This window comes from Bacillus sp. 0102A (assembly GCF_036765155.1).
GTDB classification, from domain to species: Bacteria; Bacillota; Bacilli; order Bacillales; family Bacillaceae; genus Bacillus; species Bacillus subtilis_G.
Genome location: NZ_JBAIZW010000001.1, coordinates 48,347 through 63,413, shown reverse-complemented (window position 1 = coordinate 63,413; position 15,067 = coordinate 48,347). Strand labels below are relative to the sequence as shown.

17 protein-coding genes are annotated in these 15,067 nt (G+C 44.4%); 16 read left to right on the top strand and 1 reads right to left on the bottom strand.

Annotated features, from left to right (window positions below; translation table 11 throughout):
* The first annotated feature begins 2 nt into the window (after positions 1-2).
* From V6D41_RS00350 to ypjB, 14 genes are all read left to right on the top strand, one after another.
* Positions 3-650 (top strand): phosphoribosylanthranilate isomerase, encoded by a 648-nt coding sequence (locus V6D41_RS00350; RefSeq protein ID WP_333516917.1) that lies wholly within the window; start codon positions 3-5, stop codon positions 648-650.
* Positions 631-1,833 (top strand): tryptophan synthase subunit beta, encoded by a 1,203-nt coding sequence (gene trpB / locus V6D41_RS00345; RefSeq protein ID WP_333516916.1) that lies wholly within the window; start codon positions 631-633, stop codon positions 1,831-1,833. The genes V6D41_RS00350 and trpB overlap by 20 nt, the downstream gene beginning before the upstream one ends.
* Entirely contained in the window at positions 1,826-2,632 is an 807-nt protein-coding gene (gene trpA / locus V6D41_RS00340) for a tryptophan synthase subunit alpha (RefSeq protein ID WP_333516915.1), read from the top strand. Before trpB ends, trpA begins: the two co-directional genes overlap by 8 nt.
* 6 nt (positions 2,633-2,638) lie before the next feature.
* The gene (hisC, locus tag V6D41_RS00335; RefSeq protein WP_148961485.1) at positions 2,639-3,721 is read left to right on the top strand and encodes a histidinol-phosphate transaminase; all 1,083 of its coding nucleotides are present in this window, start codon (positions 2,639-2,641) and stop codon (positions 3,719-3,721) included.
* 48 nt (positions 3,722-3,769) lie between these two features.
* Positions 3,770-4,885, top strand: a complete 1,116-nt coding sequence (locus tag V6D41_RS00330) for a prephenate dehydrogenase (RefSeq protein ID WP_333516914.1) — start codon at positions 3,770-3,772, stop codon at positions 4,883-4,885.
* Between the two features lie 11 nt (positions 4,886-4,896).
* Entirely contained in the window at positions 4,897-6,183 is a 1,287-nt protein-coding gene (gene aroA / locus V6D41_RS00325; protein ID WP_333516913.1) for a 3-phosphoshikimate 1-carboxyvinyltransferase, read from the top strand.
* A gap of 348 nt (positions 6,184-6,531) precedes the next feature.
* The gene (locus V6D41_RS00320; protein ID WP_333516912.1) at positions 6,532-7,803 is read left to right on the top strand and encodes a tetratricopeptide repeat protein; all 1,272 of its coding nucleotides are present in this window, start codon (positions 6,532-6,534) and stop codon (positions 7,801-7,803) included.
* A 71-nt stretch (positions 7,804-7,874) separates the two neighbouring features.
* Entirely contained in the window at positions 7,875-8,414 is a 540-nt protein-coding gene (locus V6D41_RS00315) for a ReoY family proteolytic degradation factor (protein ID WP_003225551.1), read from the top strand.
* A gap of 56 nt (positions 8,415-8,470) precedes the next feature.
* Positions 8,471-8,917 carry a YpiF family protein gene (locus V6D41_RS00310; protein ID WP_333516911.1) on the top strand — a complete coding sequence of 149 codons (447 nt, stop codon included), beginning with the start codon at positions 8,471-8,473 and terminating at the stop codon, positions 8,915-8,917.
* A 142-nt stretch (positions 8,918-9,059) separates the two neighbouring features.
* The gene (locus V6D41_RS00305) at positions 9,060-9,563 is read left to right on the top strand and encodes a ubiquinol-cytochrome c reductase iron-sulfur subunit (protein WP_003230627.1); all 504 of its coding nucleotides are present in this window, start codon (positions 9,060-9,062) and stop codon (positions 9,561-9,563) included.
* 1 nt (position 9,564) lies between these two features.
* A complete protein-coding gene (gene qcrB, locus V6D41_RS00300) occupies positions 9,565-10,239 on the top strand; it encodes a menaquinol-cytochrome c reductase cytochrome b subunit (RefSeq protein WP_003225560.1) in 675 nt (224 codons plus the stop codon).
* 34 nt (positions 10,240-10,273) lie between these two features.
* The gene (locus tag V6D41_RS00295; RefSeq protein ID WP_087990523.1) at positions 10,274-11,041 is read left to right on the top strand and encodes a menaquinol-cytochrome c reductase cytochrome b/c subunit; all 768 of its coding nucleotides are present in this window, start codon (positions 10,274-10,276) and stop codon (positions 11,039-11,041) included.
* 111 nt (positions 11,042-11,152) lie between these two features.
* On the top strand, positions 11,153-11,746 hold the full coding sequence (locus tag V6D41_RS00290; protein WP_333516910.1) for a DUF1405 domain-containing protein: 594 nt from the start codon (positions 11,153-11,155) through the stop codon (positions 11,744-11,746).
* Between the two features lie 68 nt (positions 11,747-11,814).
* A complete protein-coding gene (gene ypjB / locus V6D41_RS00285; RefSeq protein ID WP_333516909.1) occupies positions 11,815-12,609 on the top strand; it encodes a sporulation protein YpjB in 795 nt (264 codons plus the stop codon).
* Between the two features lie 286 nt (positions 12,610-12,895).
* Here ypjB and V6D41_RS00280 read toward each other — a convergent pair whose 3' ends face one another.
* On the bottom strand, positions 12,896-13,768 hold the full coding sequence (locus tag V6D41_RS00280) for a YitT family protein (RefSeq protein WP_087990521.1): 873 nt from the start codon (positions 13,766-13,768) through the stop codon (positions 12,896-12,898).
* 139 nt (positions 13,769-13,907) lie between these two features.
* On the opposite strand from V6D41_RS00280, the gene V6D41_RS00275 reads away from it, so the two are divergent.
* Both V6D41_RS00275 and dapB read left to right on the top strand, forming a co-directional pair.
* Positions 13,908-14,243 (top strand): nucleotide pyrophosphohydrolase, encoded by a 336-nt coding sequence (locus V6D41_RS00275; protein ID WP_039074303.1) that lies wholly within the window; start codon positions 13,908-13,910, stop codon positions 14,241-14,243.
* A gap of 11 nt (positions 14,244-14,254) precedes the next feature.
* Positions 14,255-15,058, top strand: coding sequence for a 4-hydroxy-tetrahydrodipicolinate reductase (gene dapB / locus V6D41_RS00270; protein ID WP_333516908.1), 804 nt, complete (start codon positions 14,255-14,257; stop codon positions 15,056-15,058).
* Positions 15,059-15,067: the final 9 nt, after the last annotated feature.

Genomic DNA, 15,067 nt, shown 5'->3' with positions numbered 1-15,067 from the left:
ATGTGAAGAAGCCGGCATTAAAATATTGCGGCATACGGTCATTGCAGGATTTGCAGTTTGCAGCGGACTCACAGGCTGATTATCTGGGCTTTATTTTTGCTGAAAGCAAACGAAAAGTATCTCCGCAAGATGTGAAAAAGTGGCTGAGTCAAGTTCGTGTCGAAAAACAGGTTGCAGGGGTTTTTGTTAATGAATCGATAGAGATAATGTCACGCATTGCCGAAGACTTGAATCTCGACGTCATTCAGCTTCACGGTGATGAGGAACCTGAGGATGCCGAGGCGCTTCGCATGCTGACAGATTGTGAAATATGGAAGGCGCTTCACCATCATGAGAACACAACTCAAGAAATAGCCCGCTTTAAAGGTGATGTGGACGGCTTTGTGATTGATTCATCTGTCAAAGGGGCAAGAGGCGGTACTGGTGTTGCTTTTTCGTGGGATTGTGTGCCGGAATACCAGCAGGCGGATATAGGCAAACGCTGTTTTATCGCAGGCGGCGTGAATCCTGATACCATCACAGACCTATTGAAATATCATCCGGCAGGAATTGACCTAGCCAGCGGAATCGAAAAAAACGGACAAAAAGATCAGAATCTGATGAGGCTTTTAGAAGAAAGGATGAATCAATATGTATCCATATCCAAATGAAATAGGCAGATACGGCGATTTTGGCGGAAAGTTTGTTCCGGAAACACTGATGCAGCCGTTAAAAGAAATTGAAACCGCATTTAAAGAAATCAAGGATGATCCTGTTTTTCAAAATGAATATTACAAGCTGTTAAATGACTATTCCGGTAGGCCGACTGCGCTCACATTCGCTGATCGTGTTACTGAGTATTTAGGCGGTGCGAAAATTTATTTGAAACGAGAAGATTTGAACCATACAGGGTCTCATAAAATCAATAATGCGTTAGGTCAAGCGCTGCTCGCTAAGAAAATGGGAAAAACGAAAATCATTGCAGAAACCGGCGCTGGTCAACACGGTGTTGCCGCAGCGACAGTCGCAGCTAAATTCGGCTTTTCCTGCACTGTGTTTATGGGCGAGGAGGATGTTGCTCGCCAGTCTCTGAACGTTTTCCGCATGAAGCTGCTTGGAGCGGAAGTTGTGCCTGTAACAAGCGGAAACGGCACATTGAAGGATGCCACAAATGAGGCGATTCGGTACTGGGTTCAACATTGCGAGGATCATTTTTACATGATTGGATCAGTTGTCGGCCCGCACCCTTATCCGCAAGTGGTTCGTGAATTTCAAAAAATGATCGGAGAAGAAGCGAAGGATCAGCTGAAACGCATTGAAGGCGCTCTGCCTGATAAAGTAGTGGCGTGTGTAGGCGGAGGAAGCAATGCGATGGGTATGTTTCAGTCGTTTTTAGATGAAGACGTTGAACTGATCGGTGCTGAAGCAGCCGGAAAAGGAATTGATACTCCTCTTCATGCCGCTACTATCTCGAAAGGAACCGTAGGCGTTATTCACGGTTCATTGACTTATCTCATTCAAGATGAGTTCGGGCAGATTATTGAGCCTTACTCTATTTCAGCAGGACTCGACTACCCTGGAATCGGTCCGGAGCACGCTTATTTGCATAAGAGCGGCCGTGTCACTTATGACAGTATCACAGACGAAGAAGCGGTGGATGCATTAAAACTCTTATCAGAAAAAGAAGGAATTTTGCCGGCGATTGAATCTGCCCATGCGTTAGCGAAAGCATTCAAACTCACCAAAGAGATGGATCGCAATCAAATCATTCTTGTCTGTTTATCAGGACGGGGAGATAAGGATGTCAACACATTAATGAGTGTATTGGAAGAAGAGGTGAAAGCGCATGTTTAAATTAAACCTTCAAGCGCCAGAAAAATTGTTTATCCCGTTTATTACAGCGGGTGATCCATTGCCTGAGGTTTCGATTGAACTGGCGAAGTCTCTCCAAAAAGCAGGTGCCACGGCATTGGAGCTTGGTGTTCCATACTCAGACCCGCTTGCAGACGGTCCGGTGATCCAGAGAGCTTCAAAGCGGGCGCTTGATCATGGAATGAATATCGTAAAGGCAATCGAATTAGGCGGAAAAATGAAAAAAAACGGAGTGAATATTCCGATTATCCTCTTTACGTATTATAATCCTGTGTTACAATTGAACAAAGAATACTTTTTCGCTTTACTGCGGGAAAATCATATTGACGGTCTGCTTGTTCCGGATCTGCCATTAGAAGAAAGCGCCAGCCTCCAAGCGGAATGCAAAAATCATGAGGTGACGTATATTTCTTTGGTTGCGCCGACAAGCGAAAGCCGTTTGAAAACCATTATTGAACAAGCCGAGGGCTTCGTCTACTGTGTATCTTCTCTAGGTGTGACCGGTGTCCGCAATGAGTTCAATTCATCCGTCTATCCGTTCATCCGGGCAGTGAAGGATCTCAGTACTGTTCCGGTTGCTGTAGGATTCGGTATTTCAAACCGCGAACAGGTTATAAAGATGAATAAAATTTGTGACGGTGTCGTAGTGGGAAGTGCGCTCGTCAGAAAAATAGAAGAACTAAAGGACCGGCTCATCAGCGCTGAAACGAGAGATCAAGCGCTGCAGGAGTTTGAAGATTACGCAACGGCGTTTGGCGGCTTGTACAGTTTAAAGAGGTGACTGGATTTGCGTATCAAAGAACATTTAAAACAGCTGAAGCCTTATCAGCCTGGTAAGCCGATTGAAGCAGTGAAATCAGAATATGGCTTGGATAAAGTCGTGAAGCTAGCTTCAAACGAGAACCCTTACGGCTGTTCAGAAGCGGCAAAAGAGGCTCTTCATCATGAGATTCAACAGCTTGCCCTTTACCCCGATGGGTATAGCGCCGCTTTGCGGACAAGGCTCAGTGAGCACCTCAATGTCAGCGAAACATCGCTTATTTTCGGCAACGGTTCAGATGAAATCATTCAGATCATCTGCCGGGCATTTTTAAACGAGAAAACCAACACGATAACTGCTGCACCGACTTTTCCGCAATATAAACACAATGCGGTCATTGAAGGTGCTGAAGTTCGTGAAATCGCACTTCGTCCTGACGGCTCACATGATGTAGACGCCATGCTTGAAGCAATTGACGAACAGACACAAGTGGTTTGGATATGCAGCCCGAATAACCCGACTGGCACTTATACATCAGAAGGGGAATTACTCGCATTTCTGGAGCGCGTGCCTTCTCGTGTCCTCGTTGTGCTTGACGAAGCATATTATGAATATGTAACAGCAGAGGATTACCCGGAAACCGTGCCGCTCTTAAGCAACTATTCCAATCTAATGATATTGCGCACATTTTCAAAGGCTTACGGCCTGGCAGCGCTCAGAGTCGGATACGGAATTGCTGACGAGAATTTGATTCGCCAGATTGAGCCGGCAAGAGAGCCGTTTAACACGAGCCGTCTAGGTCAGGCTGCGGCGATCGCAGCGCTTGATGACCAAGCGTTTATTGCGTCCTGTGTCGAGCAAAATAAAGCAGGCCTTCAGCAATATTATGATTTTGCTCAGACTCATGGTTTAAAGTGCTACCCTTCAGAAACAAATTTTGTGTTAATAGACTTTAACCGTCCTTCCGATGAACTGTTTCAGGCTCTCCTGGAAAAAGGCTATATTGTCCGGTCAGGAAATGCATTAGGTTTCCCGACATCACTCCGGATAACGATCGGAACAAAAGAGCAAAATGAAGAAATCCTTGCAATTTTAGCTGAAATTTTATAAGAGGTGATTAAATCTCACCTCTTTAGTCTATAAACCAGGTGATGACGTATGAATCGAATGAAAGACACAATATTGCTCGCCGGTCTCGGATTGATAGGCGGTTCGATTGCGTTAGCGATCAAAAAAAAGCATCCCGGCAAACGGATTATCGGGATCGACATTTCTGATGAACAGGCGGTAGCCGCTTTAAAATTAGGTGTGATTGACGAGCGTGCTGATTCGTTTATTAGGGGTGCGAAAGAGGCAGCTACAGTGATCATTGCGACACCTGTCGCGCAAACGCTGCTTATGCTTGATGAGCTGGCTCATTCAGGAATTGAACACCAGCTTTTGATTACCGACGTAGGAAGCACAAAGCAAAAAGTGGTTCATTATGCTGATCAAGTGCTGCCTAGCCGCTATCAATTTGTCGGAGGGCATCCGATGGCGGGGTCACACAAATCAGGAGTGGCTGCTGCGAAGGAGTTCCTGTTTGAAAATGCATTTTATATTTTAACGCCAGGGCATAAAACGGAAAGACAAGCGGTAGAACAGTTAAAAAACCTGCTGAACGGGACGAATGCCCATTTTGTGGAAATGTCACCGGAAGAGCATGATGGCGTGACAAGCGTGATCAGTCATTTTCCGCATATTGTCGCAGCAAGCCTTGTTCACCAAACCCATCATTCGGAAGAGCTTTATCCGCTTGTTAAGCGTTTTGCTGCCGGCGGATTCAGGGATATTACGAGGATTGCATCGAGCAGCCCGGCAATGTGGCGGGATATTCTATTACATAATAAAGATAAAATCTTGGATCGTTTTGATGAGTGGATTCGAGAAATCGAGACGATCCGGACATATGTAGAACAAGAAGATGCGGAAAATCTATTTCGTTATTTTAAAAACGCTAAGGATTATCGCGACGGGCTGCCGCTTCGGCAGAAGGGTGCGATCCCTGCATTTTATGATTTATATGTGGATGTTCCCGACCATCCGGGTGTGATTTCCGAGATAACGGCTATATTAGCTGCGGAGCGCATCAGTATTACGAATATCCGCATAATTGAAACACGAGAAGATATTAACGGGATTTTAAGGATCAGTTTTCAGTCTGATGACGACCGCAAACGGGCTGAACATTGCATTGAAGCCCGGGCGGAATATGAAACTTTTTATGCTGATTGAGGTGGAAAATAATGAAAAGAGAAAAGGTGCAGGCTTTAAACGGAGAAATACAGATTCCCGGTGATAAATCCATTTCTCACCGCTCCGTCATGTTTGGGGCGCTGGCGAAAGGCACAACAACTGTTAAAAACTTTCTGCCGGGAGCGGATTGCCTGAGCACGATCGATTGCTTTAGAAAAATGGGTGTTCAAATCGAGCAAAACGGCAGCGATGTAGTGATTTACGGAAAAGGAATCGATTCCCTGAGCGAGCCAGAAAGCTTTTTAGACGTCGGAAATTCAGGCACAACGATTCGCCTGATGCTCGGAATTTTGGCGGGTCGTCCATTTTACAGTGCGGTAGCTGGAGATGAGAGCATTGCAAAGCGTCCTATGAAACGTGTAACTGAGCCTTTGAAACAAATGGGGGCTAAAATCGACGGCAGATCCGGCGGAGAATTTACACCCCTGTCAGTGAGCGGCGCTTCATTAAAAGGGATTGATTTTGTCTCACCTGTTGCAAGCGCGCAAATTAAATCGGCTGTTTTGCTGGCCGGACTGCAAGCTGAGGGTACAACAACGGTCACAGAGCCTCATAAATCTCGTGACCACACTGAGCGGATGCTTTCTGCTTTTGGGGTTAAACTTTCTGAAGATCAAACGAGCGTTTCTATTGCAGGAGGCCAGAAACTGACAGCTACAGATATTTTTGTTCCTGGGGACATTTCTTCAGCGGCGTTTTTCCTTGCTGCGGGTGCAATGGTTCCAAACAGCAGCATTGTACTGAAAAACGTAGGTTTAAATCCGACTCGGACAGGTATCATTGACGTCCTTCAAAACATGGGGGCAAAACTTGACATCAAACCGTCTGCTGACAGCAGTGCGGAGCCTTACGGAGATTTGGTCATAGAAACGTCATCTCTAAAAGCGGTTGAAATCGGAGGAAATATTATTCCGCGTTTAATTGATGAAATCCCTATCATCGCGCTTCTTGCGACTCAGGCGGAAGGAACCACCGTTATTAAGGATGCGGCAGAGCTTAAAGTAAAAGAAACAAACCGCATTGACACTGTGGTTTCCGAGCTTCGTAAGCTTGGTGCTGAGATTGAACCGACAGCAGATGGAATGAAGATTTATGGCAAACAAACACTAAAAGGCGGCGCAACAGTATCCAGTCATGGAGATCATCGGATCGGAATGATGCTTGGCATCGCTTCCTGTATATCGGAGGAGCCGACTGAAATTGAGCAGACAGATGCCATTCATGTTTCTTATCCAACCTTCTTCGAGCATGTAAATAAGCTATCAAACAAATCCTGAAGTTTTTGCTTCAGGATTTTCTGTGCAGAATGACTGTAAGAATCATAATGCGAGGGAAAAAAACATAGCTTGTCTTATAGAGGGAAAAGAAAAACGATAAGGGGGGATTTGCTTTACTTACAAGCCGGCAGGTCAGAGCGCTGCTTTACTGTACAGAGGGCGATCTTCCTTTTTTCATTTTCTATCTCAAGATCTTTTGGTAAACTAAAAAGACTCAATAATTCCCTGCCGTACAGCAAGCATCTTATTTGCCGGGGGCAATCGTCTGAATTATGATAAGATTAACCCGAACAAATAAAGTTTTTTGTATGGTTGATGTTGTATAGGAAAAGAAAGGACCGGTCCGATTTGAATACATTGATTCAAGAAGCCATAAAATTAGTTGAAGCAGGTGAAACAGAAAAAGGCCTCAATACTCTGTCAAAAGCCGAAAAACAGCTCCATGATGAAGATAAAGCCATCGCAGCCCAGCTGTATTACGAGTGGGGCAATGTAGAAAAAGCGATTACACTGATCAGTGACTTACATGATTTATATCCGAATGAAACAGAACTGACGAATTTTTATGCTGAACTTTTAATAGATATTGACGAAGAAGAAAAAGCCCTCGCTGTGCTGGAAACCATTCCGGAAACAGATCCATCATATCCGGAAAGTTTGCTGCTTATGGCGGATCTTTATCAGATGCAGGGGTTATTCGAAGTCAGTGAACAAAAGCTTTTACAAGCAAAGTCCATTTTGGCCAATGAACCCATTATTGATTTCGCACTGGGTGAACTTTACTTTACTCAGGGAGCCTATGCAAAAGCGGTTCAATATTTTAAAACAACGGCTGAGGAGCAGAGTGAGATCGGTGGCGTTAATGTCCATCAAAGACTGGCAGAATCGTTAAGTGCCTCAGGTGAATTTGAGGATGCCATTCCGTGGTACGAGAAAGCTGCTAATGAGAATCCTGATCCTAATACGATTTTCGGCTATGGGTTTACAGCCTTACAGGCGGGGTTTGTTAAAACAGCGATTAAGCAGCTGTCTGATTTAAAGGGGCTTGATCCGTCTTATTCTTCACTTTATATGCCGCTTTCGAAAAGCTATGAAGCTGAAGGAATGTATGAAGAGGCATTACAAACGGCAAAAGAGGGTATCAGTTATGATGAATATAACAAAGAACTTTTCCTCTATGCTGCAAAAATAGCCTTAAAAATCGGGAAGTCAGAAGATGGGAAAAAGCTGCTCCAGGAGGCGCTTGCGCTTGATCCGGGCTTCGTCGAAGCACTTCATACACTGCTTGCCGTGTATCATAAAGAAGAGGATTATGAACTGATCATTGATCTTATTCAAGAGGTGCGCGGCTACGGAGAAGAAGATCCGAAATACAACTGGTATCTTGCAAGCGCATATACCGAATTGGAGCATTACGAGAAAGCAAAACAATCCTTTGAGGCTGCCTTTCTTCACTACCGGGATGACAGAGATTTCTTATATGAATACGGAAGCTTCTTGTTAGAAGAAGGCCTTCAAAAAGAAGCGCTGCCGCTTTTGAAAAAGGTTCTTGGAATTGACGGAGCCAATGAAGAGCTGGAAGAAACAATTTTGCGAATCGAGGACGAATTTTCTAGATAAGCAGGAATACCCACCATTCATGTGGAACATATAAGTATATAGATTATACGAACGATAGAGGAGGGAATTACATGCAGACCCCTGTTTCTGTCAATGAGAAAAAAGATTTTATCCGTTGGTTTTTAAACCATTATCAGTTAAAGCGCCGAGAGTGCGTTTGGATCTTGAACTACTTAATGAGCCATGATTCTCTCATGGAGAAGGTTCATTTTGTGGAACAAGCGGAATTTTGCCCGAGAGGCATTATTATGTCAACACATTGTGTTGAAGAAGTTCCGTTTCGGTTCTATAAAGAGAATGTCATGACAACCGACGCGGAAAAATCTTTTCATGATATTAGATTAAATAAACAGCAGGATTTGTTTATCCAGCTTAACTTCCGTTCAGCTTACAGCTCACCTGAGTATGCGGCGGTGCTGGAGTCCAACCCGCATATTCCGAAGGATCTGTTTGAGAACAAAAAAGATCAGGGGTTGGCTGAACAAATTCTGGAGCACGCTATTTCTACGTTCCAAAGAGAAAAATTATTAAAAGATATTGATGACGCGCTAGATCGTCATGATAAAGAAGCGTTTGAACAATTATCGCGCCAATTGAATCAGCTCACATAATATGAACAGCCTTGCAGCGTATTGCAAGGCTTGTTGTTGTAAAGGAGGAGAGAACGATGAGATGGAGAATCACTGATGCCAAGGATTATTTACAAGCTAAAGATTACATTGATACCGCTGTCATTCCATTAATTAACATTAAAGTAGGCGCTAATTTCAAACTGGCGGCCGAGAAAGGCGAATTTACGCAGCTTTTGTCAGAAGAACTGGAAAGGCAGTTAAAGGGACGGGTATATTTACTGCCCCCTTATACATATGTTGATAGAAATGAAAAAACCGTTCAAGGACTTCAGGACTTGCGGGAAGAACTCATACAAGAATTTCCGCATGTTGTTCTGCTCACGGCTGACGAAAATTGGAAAAGTGAGGATGCATTAGGCGAAATTATTGTGACACCGTCTGTTCCGTTAGAGCATTTGAAAGATCCTTTAAAAAGAAAAATATTAGATGAACGCACTGCTGAAATTTTGAACGTTTTGTTACAGTTATGGGGCACTCTGTAAAAACACTTACATTTCCTCATGAACAATATTTTGGTTATATTGACCTTGCTGAGAGATTCATATATTATGAGGATGTCTAGAGTTATTGCAATATTTTCTATTTTAGTCAGTTTGCAGGGGTGACCTAGAGGGGGGAGAAAAGATGGGCGGAAAACATGATATATCCAGACGTCAATTTTTAAATTATACGCTTACAGGCGTAGGGGGTTTTATGGCGGCTAGTATGCTCATGCCTATGGTTCGCTTTGCACTCGACCCGGTATTAAAATCGACAGGAAAGCAGGATATGGTTCAGGTTGTCAGCGTAGATGAGCTGACAAAAGAGCCGCAGCGCTTTGATTTCAAAATTAATCAAGTCGATGCCTGGTATGAGTCAGAAGAGTCAAGATCAGCCTGGGTCTTCAAAAATGGGGATGAAATTGTAGCGCTTTCGCCAATTTGCAAACATTTAGGATGTACGGTGAACTGGAATAGTGATCCTAAAAATCCGAATAAATTCTTTTGTCCATGCCATTACGGACTCTATGAAAAGGACGGCACCAATGTCCCGGGCACGCCGCCGCTAGCGCCTCTTGATCATTATGAGCAAGAAGTAAAAGACGGCTTCCTGTATCTTGGAAAAGCAAAGCCTAAGGGGGAAGGGTGACATGCTGAACAAAATTTATGACTGGGTAGATGAGCGGCTTGATATTACACCGATGTGGAGGGATATTGCCGATCACGAAGTACCGGAACATGTAAATCCCGCCCATCATTTCTCTGCGTTTGTGTATTGCTTTGGGGGACTGACGTTTTTTGTAACCGTTATCCAAGTGTTATCTGGAATGTTTTTAACGATGTACTATGTGCCTGATATTAAAAATGCCTGGGAATCGGTATATTATTTGCAAAATGAAGTGGCATTCGGCCAGATTGTCAGGGGGATGCACCACTGGGGTGCGAGCCTGGTCATTGTGATGATGTTTTTACATACGCTGAGGGTCTTTTTCCAAGGGGCGTATAAAAAGCCGCGCGAGCTGAACTGGATTGTCGGTGTGCTGATCTTTTTTGTCATGCTCGGGCTTGGCTTTACAGGCTACTTGCTGCCTTGGGACATGAAGGCTCTGTTCGCAACAAAAGTCGGGCTGCAGATCGCTGAAGCCACGCCTTTGATCGGGACGCAAGTCAAAACACTCCTTGCGGGGCACCCGGATATTGTAGGCGCCCAAACGCTGACTAGGTTTTTTGCGATCCATGTATTCTTTCTTCCTGCCGCATTGTTCGGGCTGATGGCTGCACATTTTATTATGATCCGAAAGCAGGGGATTTCAGGACCGCTTTAAACTCTTGATCTGCGAATAAAAGGGAGGGGATGACATGCACCGGGGCAAAGGGATGAAATTTGTAGGCGACTCAAGGATACCGGCTGAAAAAAAGCCGAATATACCGAAGGATTATTCGGAGTATCCCGGGAAAACAGAGGCTTTCTGGCCGAATTTCTTGTTGAAGGAATGGATGGTTGGCGCTGTCTTTCTGATCGGTTTTCTTGTTTTGACGATTGTGCATCAGCCGCCTTTGGAGCGGATGGCGGACCCGACTGATACAGGTTATATTCCGCTGCCGGATTGGTATTTTCTATTCTTATACCAGCTGTTGAAATATGAATACGCCGCCGGGAGCTTTACCGTGGTCGGCGCCATGATTATGCCGGGGCTCGCTTTTGGCGCCCTGCTTTTGGCGCCGTTCCTTGACAGAGGAACGGAAAGAAGGCCTTGGAAGCGTCCTGTTGCTGTCGGTATGATGCTTCTGGCCATTTCCGCTGCTGTATTTTTGACGTGGCAGTCAGTTGCGACTCACGACTGGGCCAAGGCAGAAGAACAGGGGAAAATCACAAAAGAAGCCGACATTGACACCAATGCGGAAGGATATAAGATTTTTAAGGAGCAGGGCTGTATTTCTTGCCATGGGGATAACCTTCAAGGGGGAGCGGCCGGGCCTTCATTAGTGGACACTGGACTGAAACCGGAAGAAATCAAAAAAATCGCTGTCGAAGGGAAAGGCCAAATGCCGGCGGGTGTGTTTAAAGGGAATGATAAGCAGCTCGAAGAACTTGCGAAATTTATTTCGGAAACAACCGCAAAATAACATATTGTAAATGGTGTAATGGAAGGATATACTTTGAATATCAAAAGCTGACCCGGCGTCAGCTTTTTTATATGGACACCTTATTTTTTACAGACTGAGAGTTGATATGATGTGAAATGGTTTCAATATGTATTAGGACAGCGTCTGCTGCTGATCCTTGTCTTAGCCATTAATTTTCTGGGAACGGTTTACGGGTACTATTGGTACTTGCCGCAGCTTCTGGAGACACCGGTCCGTTTCCTGGTTTTTGTTCCGGACAGTCCGACAGCAACATTTTTCTTTCTGTTTGTGCTGCTCGCCTTTATCATGAAACGGAACGCTCCGCTCTTTGAGGCGCTTGCGCTAGTCACCCTCGTAAAGTACGGTCTATGGGCGGTCGCTATGAATTTTCTTGTGCTGGCTGTAACAGGTGACTTGACGTGGGAGGGCTATATGCTGATTGCCTCGCATTTTGCAATGGCGGTCCAAGGCGTATTGTACAGTCCGTATTTTCGTTTTTCTTTTTGGCATCTTGCAATTGCTGCAGTCTGGACGCTGCATAACGATGTCATTGATTACTTGTTTGACATGATGCCGCAATACTCTATGCTTTCTGATTATATGACAGATATAGGGTACGGAACATTCTGGCTCAGCATCTTTTCAATCGGGCTGGCTTACTTTTTAGTGGTTTCAAAAAAGCAAACAAAGCTTGACCTAATGTAAAGACAATCTTGGTCTATCCTTGTCCCTTTCTTCATATTCTGTAAGGAGAGAGAGTGGGAGGGACCTGCATGAAACGAAAGCTGACGATCTGTTTGTTGATTGCTCTTATTTTTTATAATGGAAATGCCAAGGCTGCAGAGCGGGGAAGCCTCGAAGAATTGAATGATTTATCCGATACAGTCTTTCAAATGACCCGCCAGTCGAAATATGAAGAGGCGCTGCAAGTCCTGGATTATTTTGAAAAAACATTAAAATCCGCTGAAAAAAAACAGCAAGACCTCATGCTAACCGGAGCCCAAATCCGTCAAATCACACTGGGCTATAACGATATGGTACGGAGCTTAAAGCAGACTGATACATCAGATATACAAAAACTCAGAGCAGCCGCGCAATTCAGAATGCTGGTGGATGCGGTTGAGAATCGATCCGTTCCGCTTTGGGGCTCACTGGAAAAACCAATTATGGAAGCATTTGCTGAACTGAAGCAGGATGTTCAAAAAAATGAAAGCACGAGCTTTCATGAAAAATGGAATGAATTTCTCAGTTTATATGATTTGATTTATCCCAGTCTTACAATCGATGTATCAGAGGATCAGCTTGAAACAGTCGGAAAACATATAGAAGTCATTGAGCAAGAGGAATTTCAGCAAATGACCGAGAGCACGAAGCTTGAACGGCTATCCCTTCTTCAGCATGATCTGAAAAACGTATTTGACAGGGTGGAAGAGGATGATGCTGATCCGTCTTTGCTCTGGGTGATCATCACAACCGGCAGTATCATTATTACTGCTCTCACTTATGTCGGCTACAGAAAGTACAAAGCGGAAAAAAACAAGCTGAAAAAACGGGACTACCCTAAATAAGCATGAGGGGCGGTAGCTGCCTCAGCGTGTCGGCAAACCCTCGCATTCGTTGTCAGTCCTGCGCGTTGGTGCTCGCGTAAAAAAAGATCAGCGGCTAAAAGCTAGAGCGTCCTGCTCAGACGCCGCTGTCACCGCATCCTGCGGAAGCCTGCTACAATGCTCGTCCTTCCTAGACTTCAAAGGTTTTCAATCACGCTGAAAAGATGACAAAATCCTAAAACGAAAGTCGTTTTAGGATTTTGTCAACAATCTGAGGCGGCGGCAGCCGCCTTTTTATAATTAAATGTCAGCGGGGAAGCGGATTTTTATTTTCATCAAGCGTAAATCCTTCTCCGAGCACATCGTGGACATCGCTTACCGCCACAAAGGCATGAGGATCAACGGAGTTAATCACACTTTTCAGCATTACCAATTCGTTTTTCGGCACCACACAATAAAGGACATCTATATCCTCTTTTGTATAGGAACCCTGTCCTTTCAAAATGGTGACGCCTCGTTCCATTTCTTCAAGAATCTTTTTCTGAATCCGGTCGTTTTTCGATGAGATGATCGTAGCGCCTTTAGCAGTGTATCCGCCTTCCTGAATAAAATCAATGAGTTTTGCAGCTACAAATACAGCCACCAGGGTATACATCGCTTCTTTATAGGAGAGATAAGTAAGCAAAGACAAAATGATGACACAGGCATCGAAAGCAAACATCGTTCTGCCCATCGGAATCCCAAAATACTTATTGACCAAACGGGCGATAATATCAACTCCGCCTGTCGTTCCGCCGAACTTAAATATAATTCCTAATCCGGCTCCGATAAACACGCCGGCAAATAAAGCAGCGAGCGCTAAATCATGCTGAAGAGGCATGTGTATTTCATATCGCTGAAAGATGCTGAGGAACAAAGACAAGGCGACAGTGCCAACAAGGGTATAAACAAACATAGTCCTGCCAAGTAAACGCCAGCCGATAAAAAAGATCGGGATGTTCAAAACCAGGTTCGAGATAGAGGGGCTGATATGGAAAAGGGCATAAAGTAAAAGTGTAATACCTGTAAAACCGCCCTCAGCCAGATTGTTCTGCATATTGAAATGAACCAAGCCGAATGAAAAAATTGCCGCTCCGATTAAAATGAAAAATATGTTTTTTAATCTAATTTCTCCAAGCATCACACAAAACCCCTTTTCCTTCCATTGGATAGCGTTTATATTATAGTGGATGAAAAAGAAAACAGCAAACGTGCTTAAACATTTGTCAAACGTATCTGAATTAGCTAACATGTAAGAGGATGATAGGAGGTTTCGTGCAGTGAGTGAGAAAACAATGAAAGACATACAGGCTGAGGTAGACCGTTACATTGGCCAATTTAAAGAAGGATATTTCAGCCCGCTTGCCATGATGGCAAGGCTGACTGAAGAACTGGGCGAGCTTGCCAGAGAAGTCAATCATCGTTATGGAGAAAAACCAAAAAAAGCGACTGAAGATGATAAAAGCATGGAAGAGGAAATGGGCGACGTGCTGTTTGTGTTGGTTTGTTTAGCCAACTCACTTGATATTTCATTAGAGGAAGCCCACGACCGAGTGATGTATAAATTTAATACGAGAGATAAAGATCGCTGGACTAGAATAGAAGAAGGAAAGTAGAGGAGATCATGATGTCAAACGAAACAATTAAAGTAGTCATTGCAGGGCCGCGTGGAAGAATGGGGCAGGAAGCTGTTAAATTGGCGGAACGCACACCTTATTTTGACCTTGTTGGAGCCATCGATCATACATACGACCAGCAAAAACTATCAGATGTGATGCCTGTTGAGTCAGATGCTCTGATTTATACAGACATCCATGCCTGCTTTACAGAAACACAGCCGGATGTCTTAATTGATTTAACAACGCCTGAAATTGGGAAAGTACATACAAACATTGCATTAGAATACGGCGTTCGTCCGGTTGTCGGAACAACCGGTTTCTCAGAAGATGATTTAAACGAGCTAAAGTCTCTAACAGAAGAGAAGGGTATCGGAGCCATCATCGCTCCAAACTTTGCGCTTGGTGCGGTGCTGATGATGAAATTTTCAAAAATGGCCGCCAACTACTTTGAGGATGTTGAAATTATTGAGCTTCACCATGACCAGAAGCTTGACGCACCAAGCGGAACTGCGCTTAAAACAGCGGAAATGATTTCAGAAGTCCGTAAAGGCAAACAGCAAGGACATCCCGATGAAAAAGAAATTCTCCCAGGAGCGAGAGGAGCGGAGCAAAACGGTATTCGATTGCACAGCGTCCGTCTCCCAGGGCTGATCGCACATCAGGAAGTCATGTTCGGCATGGATGGCCAAACGCTTCAGATCCGCCACGATTCCTATAATCGCGCTTCTTTCATGTCAGGCGTCAAACTGTCAGTTGAACAAGTCATGAAGATTGACCAGCTTGTGTACGGATTAGAAAATATTATTGAATAGACAGGGGGA

Bases quoted from the DNA above. Each gene is read 5' to 3' on its own strand.
- V6D41_RS00295 (WP_087990523.1), top strand. From the start codon at position 10,274: ATGCACCGGGGCAAAGGGATGAAATTTGTAGGCGACTCAAGGATACCG.
- V6D41_RS00310 (WP_333516911.1), top strand. From the start codon at position 8,471: ATGAGATGGAGAATCACTGATGCCAAGGATTATTTACAAGCTAAAGAT.
- V6D41_RS00315 (WP_003225551.1), top strand. From the start codon at position 7,875: ATGCAGACCCCTGTTTCTGTCAATGAGAAAAAAGATTTTATCCGTTGG.
- trpA (WP_333516915.1), top strand. From the start codon at position 1,826: ATGTTTAAATTAAACCTTCAAGCGCCAGAAAAATTGTTTATCCCGTTT.
- trpB (WP_333516916.1), top strand. From the start codon at position 631: ATGTATCCATATCCAAATGAAATAGGCAGATACGGCGATTTTGGCGGA.
- ypjB (WP_333516909.1), top strand. From the start codon at position 11,815: ATGAAACGAAAGCTGACGATCTGTTTGTTGATTGCTCTTATTTTTTAT.
- qcrB (WP_003225560.1), top strand. From the start codon at position 9,565: ATGCTGAACAAAATTTATGACTGGGTAGATGAGCGGCTTGATATTACA.
- V6D41_RS00305 (WP_003230627.1), top strand. From the start codon at position 9,060: ATGGGCGGAAAACATGATATATCCAGACGTCAATTTTTAAATTATACG.
- aroA (WP_333516913.1), top strand. From the start codon at position 4,897: ATGAAAAGAGAAAAGGTGCAGGCTTTAAACGGAGAAATACAGATTCCC.
- dapB (WP_333516908.1), top strand. From the start codon at position 14,255: ATGTCAAACGAAACAATTAAAGTAGTCATTGCAGGGCCGCGTGGAAGA.
- V6D41_RS00280 (WP_087990521.1), bottom strand. From the start codon at position 13,768: ATGCTTGGAGAAATTAGATTAAAAAACATATTTTTCATTTTAATCGGA.
- V6D41_RS00330 (WP_333516914.1), top strand. From the start codon at position 3,770: ATGAATCGAATGAAAGACACAATATTGCTCGCCGGTCTCGGATTGATA.